8 protein-coding genes and 1 pseudogene are annotated in these 12,255 nt (G+C 69.1%); 1 reads left to right on the forward strand and 8 read right to left on the reverse strand.

The window, feature by feature from the left end:
- Positions 1–114: 114 nt before the first annotated feature.
- From FYX01_RS11330 to FYX01_RS11340, 3 genes and pseudogenes are all read right to left on the reverse strand, one after another.
- The gene (locus FYX01_RS11330; RefSeq protein WP_077692328.1) at positions 115–297 is read right to left on the reverse strand and encodes a thiazolylpeptide-type bacteriocin; all 183 of its coding nucleotides are present in this window, start codon (positions 295–297) and stop codon (positions 115–117) included.
- Positions 298–448: 151 nt separating this feature from the next.
- Complete coding sequence (locus tag FYX01_RS11335) at positions 449–631, reverse strand: thiazolylpeptide-type bacteriocin (protein ID WP_073704890.1); 183 nt, start codon at positions 629–631, stop codon at positions 449–451.
- A gap of 460 nt (positions 632–1,091) precedes the next feature.
- A pseudogene (locus FYX01_RS11340) lies at positions 1,092–1,211 on the reverse strand (RNA polymerase sigma factor); the annotation flags it as partial.
- A gap of 219 nt (positions 1,212–1,430) precedes the next feature.
- On the opposite strand from FYX01_RS11340, the gene FYX01_RS11345 reads away from it, so the two are divergent.
- Positions 1,431–2,036, forward strand: a complete 606-nt coding sequence (locus FYX01_RS11345) for a suppressor of fused domain protein (protein ID WP_150240365.1) — start codon at positions 1,431–1,433, stop codon at positions 2,034–2,036.
- Between the two features lie 17 nt (positions 2,037–2,053).
- On the opposite strand, the gene FYX01_RS11350 is transcribed toward FYX01_RS11345, so the two are convergent.
- The 5 genes from FYX01_RS11350 to FYX01_RS11370 form a co-directional block, all read right to left on the reverse strand.
- Positions 2,054–2,710 (reverse strand): RloB family protein, encoded by a 657-nt coding sequence (locus tag FYX01_RS11350; protein WP_190394276.1) that lies wholly within the window; start codon positions 2,708–2,710, stop codon positions 2,054–2,056.
- Positions 2,694–4,076: an AAA family ATPase gene (locus FYX01_RS11355; protein ID WP_150240369.1), complete on the reverse strand. Its 1,383-nt coding sequence runs from the start codon at positions 4,074–4,076 to the stop codon at positions 2,694–2,696. The genes FYX01_RS11350 and FYX01_RS11355 overlap by 17 nt, the downstream gene beginning before the upstream one ends.
- Positions 4,077–4,249: 173 nt before the next feature.
- Complete coding sequence (locus FYX01_RS11360; RefSeq protein WP_150240372.1) at positions 4,250–9,274, reverse strand: DNA repair ATPase; 5,025 nt, start codon at positions 9,272–9,274, stop codon at positions 4,250–4,252.
- 12 nt (positions 9,275–9,286) lie between these two features.
- On the reverse strand, positions 9,287–11,332 hold the full coding sequence (locus FYX01_RS11365) for a flotillin family protein (RefSeq protein ID WP_150240374.1): 2,046 nt from the start codon (positions 11,330–11,332) through the stop codon (positions 9,287–9,289).
- Between the two features lie 154 nt (positions 11,333–11,486).
- Positions 11,487–12,128, reverse strand: coding sequence for an OB-fold-containig protein (locus tag FYX01_RS11370; protein ID WP_150240376.1), 642 nt, complete (start codon positions 12,126–12,128; stop codon positions 11,487–11,489).
- Positions 12,129–12,255 lie beyond the last annotated feature (127 nt).

Consider the following 12,255-nt stretch of genomic DNA (forward strand, 5'->3'; position numbering starts at 1 on the left):
TGCGGCCCTCGTGGTTCGTCGGGGTGAAGCTGAGGGGGCGGCCCCCGGACCGGAGAGGAGGCCGCCCTGGGCGGTGCTGTTCGGATCCGGGGCGGAAGCCCCGAGGGAGCACCGCTAGCCGCACGACCCCGAGGAGCAGCAGCTGCTGGAGCCGCAGCATGAGGTGGAGGTGCAGCTGCTGGAGCCGCTGGTGGCACCCGTTTCAGGGACCGCGACGGCCTCGCGGACGCTCATGACCTCCATGCTGTCGAAGTCCAGGTCGGGCAGGTCGATCACGGGGGAGTCCTGCATCGCCATCAAGCACCTTCTTCTGAGGCTGGGTTCAGGGGATGTACGTGCCTTGGAGCAGGCACGCCGAAATGGTTCACGCTTTGAACAGATGCCGTGGCGTGAATTGTCGAATCGGGGGTTTGGGGGACGTCGGTACTGGGAATGAAGCCAAATTGGCTCAGCCGCAGGAACCACCCGAGCAGCAGCTACTGGAGCCGCAGCACGAGGTGGAGGTACAGCTGCTGGAGCCGCTGGTGGCGCCCGTCTCGGGGACCGCGACGGCCTCGCGGACGCTCATGACCTCCATGTTGTCGAAGTCCAGCTCCGGCAGATCGATGTCGGGTGCTGTCGAATGGGGCATAGGTGCCTCTTCGTTGGTTCGTTTGTGCCTGATCCCCCGGGCTGAAAGAAAATAACATGTGACGAACGAGGTCGACAGAGGTTGTATTGAACCTTTTCTGAGGTGTGTTCGAAAGTTATACCCCCCGTAACAGGGAAGCCTCTGTCGGTTTTCGGGCCCCCGTACCGAACGGAAGGGAAAACCCGGGATTACCCCCTGGGAAAGTCGGAAATACGGGTCGCGAACCGAATATCCTGCGTTCGTCAGGGCGGCCGGTTCTCTCCGCGGCGCGGGTTCGCCGAGATCCGTGCCGGGCCGCCGGCCCACGCTCTGCGTTCCCGTGGCTGTGTACCCCGCACGTTCTCCGGGTCCCCGTGCACGAAGATCACGGTGACTCACACCAGAAGACTGACCGCAGTATTAGTGCGGTGAACGCCCTGGTTCACACCCACAACGGTTTCGGCCAGTCCATTAGGGGGTGCGACTCCAGGCCCTCCCAGGTCACGAGCATCACCAGTTCCCGTTCGGCCGGATCGAGCGCGGCCAGGGCGGCCAGGGCGCTCAAGGCGCTCTCCCGGCGCACCACCGTGTCGGCGGTGTCCGCCCCGGGCGGTGCCGCCTGCTCGTCGTCGCTTCCTCATGTCGCCCCGGGCTCCGAGTGTTACGCGATGATCAGGACGGAGCCCACCGAACCCCTCCGCCGGACCCTCCGAGGGGCGCCGGTCCGGCCGTCACCGGGCCGGGCGCCCCTGACGCACTCGTATCCTCGGAAGGCGAACGACCACCGACGAAGGCCGCCGGCCTGGAGAGCGACGACGCGATGCTGGAGATGCTGCCCGGACTCGTCCGGATCTACGAGGAGTGGGCGGAGCGGTATCCCGACGTGCAGCCGCTGACGGTCCAGTTCGCGGCGGACGGGAAGCAGGGCGACGGCCTCGACGGGGTACTCGCCTATCCCCTCGACGGCCACTGGCTGCTGGTGACCTTCGGACTGACCGAGCTCGGCGAGAAGACCAGCGAGGAACCCCGGGTCTCCGGCGCGGGCTTCGAGTTCACCTGCCGGATCCCGCGCGAGGACGGGGACGAGACCGTCCCCGGCTGGATCCTGCGCGTCCTCCACGCCCTGGCCGACCGCTTCCTCTCCGGCAGCGAACTGGACGTCGGCCACTGGGTCATCACCCCGTCCCCGCTCGGCGGCGAGCCCGCCAACGGCGACATGACCTCCCTCGTCATCGTCCCCGACGTCGAGGTCCGCGTCATGGACACCCCCAACGGGATCGTCCTCTTCCACCAGATCGTCGGCCTGACGTCCGGGGAGGGCGCCGACGTCCAGGAGGCGCGGACCGCCGCCCCGCTCGTCGCGCTCCTGAAGGACCGTGACCCGAAGCTGCTCACCGACCCGGGCAGGGAGCCCGTCCGGATCTGACCCCGTACCGACGGGGTTCAGGGGTCCCCGGTGCGGAAATGTCCCTTGACCACGTGGACGACCCTATGGACGTCGGTCCACGGATAGTCCTCGTAACAGTCCGTCCGGGTACGCTCCGCCCGGTCGCAGGCCTGGTCCAGCCCGTCCTCGAAATCGGAGAAGTCGGTGCCTGCCTTGCCACGCCTGTGCTTGCCCTTGGCCCAGTCGGGCACGGTCTCCTTGAGGAGCTTTTCGGAGTCGTTGGAACTGTGACAGCCGTTCAGTCTTCCATGTCCCAGATGGTGGAGTAGGAGCCAGACCTCGAAGGCGGGGTGGGAGACCGCGGTGTGCACATCGGCCTCGGAGGGCGAAGAGGGAGCGTTCCGGACCTGTTGACGCAGAGTTGTAACGTTCTGGCCTTCGGTGTCGAAAACCGCCCAGATCTCGGAGTGCCCCTCGGCCCGTCGACTGAGGGCCTCCCGAACGATGAGCCGGGCCGCAGTGCGATGGGCCCGTTCGACGTCCACCGGATCCGGTCGACGCCCCTGCCCCGGCTGACTCGGCCGGAGTTCTCTGAGGTGCTTCTTGAGCCCGTTGAAGTATGCTTCCTCGGTCTCCCCCTCGCAGAGGACAAGAACTTTCCGGTTCTCCTGCCTGGGGCCTGGACGTGTTCCAGGGCTACGGTGCTTCTTCATCAGGAGAACTCCCCCCGGACTCCTGGTTTTTCCCCTCGGGCAGACGCGGCCGCAGGGCTTGGACAAGAAGGCTCTCATCGACGAACGGAACGGCGCCGTAGCGTCCCACCAGATAGCGTCTGTCCCGGTTCTCCTCCCCGGAGCTTTCGTAGCTGGACATCGGGTAGAGGGAGGTGGAACCATCATTCCTCTTCTCCGTAAGCCAGATCTCGTCCTCAGAGAGGACTTCTCGACCACGGACTCTTCCCAGGAGACTCGTGTCGTGACTGGTGAAGATGAGCTGGGCTCCGAGCGGGTTGTTGTCGCGGTCCTTGAACAGTGAAATCAGGCTCCCGGAGAGAACGCTGTGCAGGCTCGTGTCGATCTCGTCTACGACCAAGGTTCCTCCCCTTTCGAGGACCCGCATGATGAGTATTCCCAAGGAGAGTATAGACCGTGTTCCTGACGACTCGTCGAGGAAATCCAAGGGATATTCACCGGAGGAGCCCTGGTGGTGGAAGGAAACCCGTCCGCGTTCACGGGCGAGGATCATCGAGTGAGCACGTTTCTTCCCCACCAGCTCTTCGATCTCGGCCCGCTCCTCACCCGAGAGGAAGTTTCGTTCAACGCTGTAGTCGCTGATCCCAGTGTCGGCGGCACGAGCCAGTGTTGCCAGGCGACCAAGGAGATCGTGATCATTAGAAGGCAGCTTCTGCCTTCCGGCCAGCCCCATTTCTCCCTGCCAGATCTGAAGTGAGGAGCGGAACCAGCGACGCACACTGCCCAGGGCGGAAACCGCGTCGGAATGGAACGTGGTGGGATGGGCGTTCGCGAGCACCGAAATCAGCAGCGCGTTCGGCTCGACGCTGAGGACGTCAGTGAGCTCAGGAGAGTCGGGATCGGCAGAACCATAGGTGAAGGATAGTCGTTCACGTTCGAAGACGATGCGATCGGTGCCGTCATCGGCATAGAGGTAGAGCCATTCCTCCAGGACCTCGGTATCGTCCACGACGAATCCGTAGGTGTATCGATGAGCGTCCAGGAGGAGTTCCACCGAATAGCCGGATGTTTTTGCCTGAGAATCCGTGTCAAGTTGAAACGGTTCTCTGGGGATGCGCTCCTCCTCGTCGTCCTCCAAGGAGAAAAGGCTCCGCTGCTTCGGCACGCGTGAGATCGGACCTTGAATGACCATGTCCGCCATGAATCGGAGTGCTTTCACGACGGATGTCTTGCCTGAGGCGTTTGCCCCAAAAACGCCAGTGACTTTGAGAGGAGATATCTCGGACGGGGGAGGGAAACCTTCCTGGCCCTGCTCTACGGAGGTAAGCAGAAGTTCCTGCTCGTCACGTAGGGAACGATGGTTCTCCACTCGAAAACTCAGCAGCATGTTCTCGTCTCCCCGGTTCGTGCGCAGCCCCCTGGGCTTGGCTCCAATATGCCTCACCAACCATAGGGGAAGCGTGGTCCCATGCTCTGATGGGGAAACGAACCCTCTGAACGCCGCCGGGCCGCCACCCGCGAGGGGTGGCGGCCCGTGCGTCCCTCGGCCGATCCGTCCGGCTACCGCCCGGAGCCCCGGCCGATCGCGGTGCCGATCTCGCCCACCCGGTCGGCGAGCAGGCCCACCGCGCCGATGGCCCTGGTCATCGGGTCGTCGTCGGCGCCGCCCAGCGCCCGGCCCCGGCGGAAGGCCTCCTTGACCTCCGTCCAGCGGGCCTCCTGCTCGGGCGTCATCACCCCGCGCAGCTCCGCGAGCTTGAGCAGGTTCGCCTCCGCGCCCGACGTCAGGGTCTGCGCCTCGCCCATGTAGTGGTCGTCGATCGCGGCCTCCACCTCGGCGCCGTTCATGACCGGCACGATTCTCTCCGCCAGCCGGTTCATGTTCCGGTACGAGCCCTGGAGCTGGAACGGCGGCTCGGTGCGCGCGTCCTCCGACTGCGCGGCCGAGGCGATGTAGGCCTGGTTGTTGGCCAGCACCACCTCCTGCACCCGCAGCAGCTTGCGCACCACCGACACGATCCGGTCCACCTCGGCCGCCGAGTACGGGTGGCCGAGCTGGTCCGCGCCCACCGAGTCGTCGCCCCGCGCCATCCGCACGAACCGGTACACGTCCTCCCGGTCCCGGGTGGACAGCGGCGCCAGGATCGGGTTCGAGGTGAGCGCGTTCTCGACGTAGCTCAGCGCGAACAGCTCCTCCCTGCCCGACAGCACGTCGCCCAGGTTGTACACGTCGGCGCGGTTGGCCAGCATGTCCGGGATCCGGAACCGCTTGCCCTGCTCGGTGTAGGGGTTGCCGGCCATGCACACCGCGAACCGCTTGCCCCGCAGGTCGTAGGTCCGGGTCCGCCCGTTCCACACGCCCTCCATGCGGCGCTGACCGTCGCACAGCGAGATGAACTTCTGCAGCAGCTCGGGGTTCGTGTGCTGGATGTCGTCCAGGTACAGCATCGTGTTGCTGCCCGCTTCCAGCGCGAAGGAGATCTTCTCGACCTCCTGGCGGGAGGTGGCGTCCGGAGCCTCGTCCGGGTCCAGCGAGGTCACCGCGTGCCCCAGCGCGGGCCCGTTGACCTTCACGAACACCAGCCCCAGGCGGCTGGCCACGTACTCCATGAGCGTGGTCTTGCCGTATCCGGGCGGGGAGATGAGCAGCAGCAGGCCGCTCTGGTCGGTGCGCTTGTCGTCCCCGGCCGCCCCCAGCTGCTTGGCCAGGTTGTCGCCGATCAGGGGCAGGTACGACTCGTCCAGCAGCTTGTTGCGGACGAACCCGCTCATCACCTTCGGCCGGTACTCCTCCAGCCGCAGGCGCTCGCGCTCGGCCGCCACCAGCTCGTTGCGGCGCCGCTGGAAGTCCCGGTAGGCGGGCACCTCCTCCAGCCGGAACCGGCGGGTGCGCGGCAGGAACTCGTCCAGGCGCACCTCCAGGGAGCGCTCGCGCACGTGCGGGTGCGAGCCCAGCAGCCCGTCCACGCGCTCGTGCACGGACGCCGACGACTCGTACCGGTCCACGGTGGCCAGCTCGATCGCGGCGGCCTCGGGCAGGTCGCCCGGGGCCACCTCCTCCTGGGTGGACGCGAACGCCTCCAGCCACGCCGTCACCAGCTGGTGCCGCGCCGCCAGGTCGCCGTCGAGCTCGCGCAGGTCCTCCTCGAATGCCTTGCGCGTGGTCTCCCGCGCACTGCCCAGAGCCCGGTGGAAGCGGTCCAGCAGCAGGCGGGCGCCCGCGCCGGACACGAACCCCCGTTCGCCGGGAGCGTCCGAGGCGATCTCCTCGAACAGGTACTCGCCCACCAGGTCCAGGTCGGCGTACCGGCACAGGCCGGTCTCGGTCAGGAAGCCGTCCACACCGGCCGCCAGCTCCGCGCGCAGTCCGTCGACCGCCGCCGACCTGCGCACCCCGAACACCTCGCGGGCCCGGGCCAGCGAACCCGCCCGGATACGCCACGCCGAACGCCGCTCCCCTGTGGCGCCGAACGCCCAGAACAGCTGCGCCGCCGCACGCGCCGCGCCCGGGTACCGCAGCAGTCCGGCACCGGTGCGCAGCCGCAGCAGCGCCGACAGGATCCGCGCGGCGTCGTGGTCGTGCACGCCCCGCTCGTACCCCTCGTCGTACCGGGCCGCGGCGGCGTCGCGTACGAGGGCCGGCAGCGACGAACCGTTCTCGGCGTGCACCTCGGCCTCGCGCAGCCGCTCCAGCGACAGTCCGTCCGCGCCCTCCTCGGCCGCGGCCAGGATCGACGCGGCCAGGTACTCGGCGCGGTACACCTCCGGGCTCTCCGACACCAGCGTCCGGTCCCACAGGTGCCGGGTCCGCCCGAACTCCTCGTCGGTGACCGGAGCCCGGAAGTCGGTGCCGGTGATCGCCACCGACATCTCTCCGCCGTGCGGGGTGAGCGTCAGGTCGATCGGCTGGGTGTTCACCGCGAACCGGTGCCGGCCCAGCCGGATCGTCTCGCCGCCCGCGCCGCCCTCGAACAGGTCGGCGCGGTCCCGCAGGGCCCGCCCCGCCTCCTGCCGTGCGGCCAGGACCTGACCGTCCAGCTCCTCGGCGCGCACGGTGTCGCCGAGTCCGCGCATCTCCTCCGCGGTGCGGCGCAGCCGCGCCACCATCGCGTCCGACGCGAAGTAGGTGTTGACGTCCTCCAGCGTGTCCAGTTTCGCGACCCGCCGGTGCACGCCCTCCAGAACGCGGGCGGCCGACGACGCCAGGCGGTCGGTCCGCCGCGCCCGCTCGTCCACCAGTGCCTGCTTGCGCGTGGAGAACGCCTCGTACACGTCCTCGCGCTTGTCCGCCAGCTCCCCGAGGAAGTCGTCGAACTCGGCGAACCGCGACTCCAGGTTCTCCAGCTGGAGCATGACGCGTCCCAGCTGCTCGTCGCACCGGTCCGGGGTGTCGGCGGCGGCCAGCGCGCCCGTGATCGCCTGTCCCAGCAGCGCGAACTCGGCCGCGAACTCCGCCCGGCCCTCCAGGGCCAGCAGCTCCCCGCGCCGCGCCTCCAGCGTGGCGCGCGCCCGGTTGATCCCGGCCAGCACCTCGCTGACCCGCTCCAGGATGCGCGTGCGGACCTGGGCGTCGCCGATGTCCAGGGACCCGACGACCTCGGTGACCACCTGCAGGCCCTCGGTCTGTTCGGCGACGCGCTCGCCGACGGCCGTCGCGGCGCTGACCGCCTCGATGCCCTCGGCGTCCGCGACGAGCCGGTCCACCTCTTCGTGGTACCCGCTGAAGGCCTCGTCCTGTTCCAGGAAGGCCACCGTGCGGCGGCCGGTCGCGGCGATCTCCTCCGAGAGCCTGCCGTCCAGGTCGTCCAGGCGCTCGGTGTCCACGTAGCGCGTCTCGCGCAGCGTGGCCGCCTGCCCCTGGGCGCGGCGCAGCCCGGTCAGCCGCGCCACCCAGCCCTCCGCCGACCGCGGCGTCTCCCCGCGGGCCGTCCGGATGAGCGCGACCACCCTCTTCTCGGTCTCCGCCAGGGTGTCGGCGGCCTGCCGGGTCAGGGTCTGGACGGTCTCGAACTCCTCCAGGACCCGCGTGGCGGTGGCCCGCGCCTCCGACAGGGGCGCCGCCAGGTCGCCCATCTCCTCGTCGCCCAGCCAGTGGAACCGGTCGGAGACCCGGCGGCAGGCGGAGATGACCGCCTCGAACACCTCGGTGGACGGCCGCATGTCCTCGGCCATCCGCACCACCGACAGGCACTCGGAGACACCCCGCACCAGCTCGGCGTTGCCGACCCGCTCCAGGGGACCGGTCCCCACCGGCTGCGCCGCCGCGTACACGTCCGACACGTACGGGGTCCGCCACACCTGCATCGGGTGCACCCGGGTCGGCTCGCCCGCGTTGTCCCGGAACACCGTCATGGTGCCGTCGTCGAACAGCGAGTACCCGTGGCAGACGATCGGGGTGGCGACCTCCTTGCGGATGGTGTTGTAGGGCAGCAGCAGGCTGCGGCCGTCCGCGCGGGAGTGGAAGACGTACAGCACGTCCTCGCCGTTGGGCGAGCGCACCACGCGCTCGAACTCCAGGTCGGTGACGTCGGTGTCGAACGTCCGCGCCGCCCCGGTGGCCAGGTAGTAGCCGCCGGGGAAGATCAGCCCCTGGTCGTCGGGCAGGCGCTGGCAGGACTGGCCGACGCCGTCGAGGCGCTCGACCTCCTTGGTGCGCGTGTTGAAGACCAGGTGCCGCCACGCGGTCTCGTTGTAGGGCCGCACGCGCAGCAGGACGAGCGCGCCCACCCGCGCGTAGTGCACCGACGCGTCGGCCAGGCTCTGCAGCGGCTCGTCCACGGACTCGCTGTAGACGCCCTCGCCGACCTCGGTGTTGTTCTCGACCTTGATGGTGAGGTCGCCGTTGAGCGTCTCCACGAACAGTTCGTCGAGGACCGAGATGTGCGGATGGCGGCCCGCCACGTGGTCCTCGCGGGTGGTCTCCACCCACGTGAAGTCGTGGGACGGGGGGAAGACGTGGTCGCGTTCGCCGCGGGCGTCGAGGTAGGCGATCTCGCCGGAGGGCGGGACCGACCACCGCAGCACCCGCACGTCCTCGGTGTTCGGACCGGTCTGGAACACGGCCAGCAGCCGGTCCTCGACCCGGCGCAGCTGGAGCAGGTGCGCGTCGCGGTAGTAGCGGTAGAGCTGGCCGAAATCCTGTTGGAACCGCTCGTCGGAGAGCAGCCCGGGGACGGCCCCTCCGGGGGCGTCGGTGAAGGAGAAGCCCTCACCGTCGTACTCGTACCGGTGCAGCGAGAACACGTCGGGGACGTGGGTCTCGCGCTGCATGCCGATGAAGACGTTGTAACCGAACAGGATCATCGCGCCGCCGGCGCCGGTTCCGACGGAGCGTCCCACGCTCACGATGTCCCGGGGGACACAGTTGTGCTCGGTACGGACGCGTTCGGTGCCGAGCAGGGACAGCTCGGTGCCGCCGAACACCTCCAGGCGGCGCGCGTTCAGTTCCTCGGTCCGCCGGGCCAGTTCGCCGGTCTGCTCGCGCAGCCGGGCGCGGAGCACCTCGTAGGTGCCCGCGTCCAGCGACCGCGCGTCATCGGCGCCTGGCCCGGTGCCTTCGGTCTCCTGGGACTGGGCCTCGGTCACGGAAGGACCACCTCACTGCTTCGCGTGGGCGAGGGCGGTCGCGGGCAGCTGGTCCACGCCCAGGGAACGTGCGGTGCCGAGCAGGCCGTCCAGCTTGTCGGCCTGCGGGCCGCCCGCGCCGATGAGCTTGAGCAGCAGCGCGGAGACGGTGAGGTTCTTGACGTCGTCGGTGTCCACCGACGCCAGCACCCGGCGCATGTCCCCGGCGAAGTCGCCCTCGCCGTTGAGCCAGCCGCCGCCCATCGCCCGCACGGTCTGGGAGCTGCCGACGAAGCCGTCCACGGCCTTGCCCAGGCCGATGGAGTTGACCATGCGGTCGAAGAAGGCGCCGTCGCCGCCGACGATGTTGATGTCGGCGCTCTCCAGCCCCGTGGCCAGCACGGTGGCCTGGGCCTCGGCGACCTGGCGCTGCACGTCGATCCCGGCCAGGCGGACCTCCTTGTCGGCCTCCAGACGCAGGCGGTACTCCTCGTGCTCGCGGCTGACCTGGTCCAGGGCGGACATGGCCTCGGCCTTGTCGGTGAGGCCGGCGGCCTCGGCGCGCAGCTTCTGCTCGATGGCCTCGGCCTCGGCCTGGGCCTTCTCGCGGGACACGGCGGCCTCGGCGCGGCCGACCTTCTCGATGGCGTCGGCGTCCTGCTCGCGGACCTGGACCTCGGCCAGGCCGGCGGCCGCGGCCTCGGCCTGGACGCCCTCGGCCAGGCGGATCTTGGCGCGGGTGTCCAGCTCGGCGGCCTGCTGGCGGGCCTCGGCCAGGGTGAGCTCCTCGGCGGCCCGGTGCTTGGCGGCGGCCTCGGCGGCCTCGGCGGCCTTGATGTCCTTGACCAGGTTCTCCTGGGCCTCGGCCTCGGCGTGGATGATGACGGCCTGGCGCTGGCGCTCGGCCTCCTCGACCGCGCGCAGCCTCTTGATGGCCTCCTCCTGCTCGGCCACCGTGCGGTCGACGGCGATCCGCTCGCGGACGACGTCGGCGACCTCGCGCTTCTCGGCCTCGACCTCCTTGTCCTTGGCGATGCGGCTCAGCTCGGTCTCGCGCTCGCGCCCGATGACCTCCAGGAGGCGGTCCTTCTCGATGCGCTCGCTCTCGATGGCGATGACGCGCTCGCGGTTCTTCTCGGCGACCGCGACCTCGCGCTGCTGGTTCTGGTGCTGGACGCCCAGCGCCTCGGAGGTGCGGATGTTGGCGGTCTCGGCCTTGAGGCGCTCCTCGGCCTGCACGCGGGCGGTCTCGGCCTCCTCGCGGGCGCGGATGATCTCGATCTCGCGCTTGGCCTTGGCGGCGGCCTCCTCGCGGCGCTTCTCCAGCTCGGCGAGGGTCTCGGCGGTCTCGGTGTTCTGCCGGTCGAGTTCCTTCTTGCGGTCGTTCTCGAACTCGTTGGTGCGCTTGTGCTCCTTGGCGGTGCGCTCCGTGATCTTCGAGATGCCCTGCGCGTCGAGGATGTTGTTGGCGTCGTGCTGGTGCAGCGGGGTCTGCTCCAGCTCGTCGATGGCCACGTCCTCCAGGACGTAGCCGTTGAGGTCGGTGCCGATCAGGGAGATGATCGCCTGACGGAACTCCTCGCGCTGGGTGAACAGCTCCTCGAAGTCGAACTGCTTGCCGACGGTCTTGAGCGCCTCGGAGAACTTGGAGTTGAACAGCTCCTGGAGGGTGTCCTGGTCGCTGGCCCGCTCGGTGCCGATCGCCTTGGCGACCTTCTTGACGTCCTCGGCGGTCTCGTTGACCCGGACGTAGAAGTACACCTTGATGTCCGCGCGGATGTTGTCCTTGCAGGTCAGTCCGTCACGGCCGCCGCGTTCGAGCGTCAGGCTCTTGAGCGAGATGTCCATGACCTCGGCCTTGTGCAGGACCGGGAGGACGATCGAGCCGGTGAAGGTGACGTGGACGTCGCGGACCTTGGAGATGATCAGCGCCTTGCCCTGTTCGACCTTGCGGAAGAGCCGGGTGATCATCAGGAGGAGGGCGATGAGGACGACGACGCCGACGGCGATGGCGACGCCCACCGTCAGGAGGGCCGCGTCCGCCGCCTCCTGACCGTTCGTGGTGGCACTCAGCAACACGTGGGGGTCTCTTTCTGCGAGTGGCGTGCGTAAGAGGGGGAAGAGCGTCGCGGGAGGGGCGCTCGGAAAGTGGGACGCGGTACGCGCGGGAACGGTTCCGGGTACCGCGCCGCGGAGCGCGTGGGCGAGGCGGGGCGTGGGCGGGCGCGGGGCGTCAGCTCTGGCCGGGGTCCAGCGCCGCGTCGAAGTGGGTCACGAGGAAGAGGTCGTCCTCGGTGCTGTGCTCGAAGATCAGGGCGGTGCTGCCGACGGGCAGGACCTCGCCGCCCGTGGTGCGCACCGGGATGGAGATCGACGCGCCGCCCGCGGTGGTGATCTCGGCCTGGCCGAAGCCCCCGCTCGCCTCGCCGATGCGGATCGTGCAGGTGCGCCCGACCAGTTCGTGCTTGGAGTCGCCGCGGCGCCTGGGCAGGAACCGCTGCACCGACATGACCAGGCCGCTGGTGACCGCCCACGCGGCCACGAGCGCGATCAGCAGGACCACGGCGCCCAGGGCGATCAGCAGGGGGGTGGAGGTGGTCCCCAGAAAGCTGGTCACGATGCTCCCCATCATGCTCACGAACCAGGCGACGCAGACCAGCATGCTCAGCGCCACCGTGGCCGGGACCCGATCGAGTCCCGCACGTCCCATCATGGCGCTCAGGCCCACGGCGTCGCCGGAGTCGTCCACGCTGTCGAGCATCTCGGAGTCGGCCGCCCCGGCCACGACGAACAGCCAGTAGACGACGGTGACGACCAGCAGCGGGGTGAACAGCACCGTGGGGAACCCGAAGGCCGTACTCAGGAAAAGCCCCACCCGTCACCCCTCTTCCTCGACCGTGCCGAAACTCTACCGAACTCCCCGGTCCGCGATACGGCCGGAAGTCCCTCTGGCCGTTTGCGGCCAGTGACGGGCCCGGCCCGTCACCCCCGGACTCTCTGGT

Source organism: Nocardiopsis quinghaiensis (assembly GCF_008638365.1).
Classification (GTDB): Bacteria; Actinomycetota; Actinomycetes; order Streptosporangiales; family Streptosporangiaceae; genus Nocardiopsis; species Nocardiopsis quinghaiensis.

Bases quoted from the DNA above. Each gene is read 5' to 3' on its own strand.
- FYX01_RS11330 (WP_077692328.1), bottom strand. From the start codon at position 297: ATGGCGATGCAGGACTCCCCCGTGATCGACCTGCCCGACCTGGACTTC.
- FYX01_RS11335 (WP_073704890.1), bottom strand. From the start codon at position 631: ATGCCCCATTCGACAGCACCCGACATCGATCTGCCGGAGCTGGACTTC.
- FYX01_RS11345 (WP_150240365.1), top strand. From the start codon at position 1,431: ATGCTGGAGATGCTGCCCGGACTCGTCCGGATCTACGAGGAGTGGGCG.
- FYX01_RS11350 (WP_190394276.1), bottom strand. From the start codon at position 2,710: ATGAAGAAGCACCGTAGCCCTGGAACACGTCCAGGCCCCAGGCAGGAG.
- FYX01_RS11355 (WP_150240369.1), bottom strand. From the start codon at position 4,076: ATGCTGCTGAGTTTTCGAGTGGAGAACCATCGTTCCCTACGTGACGAG.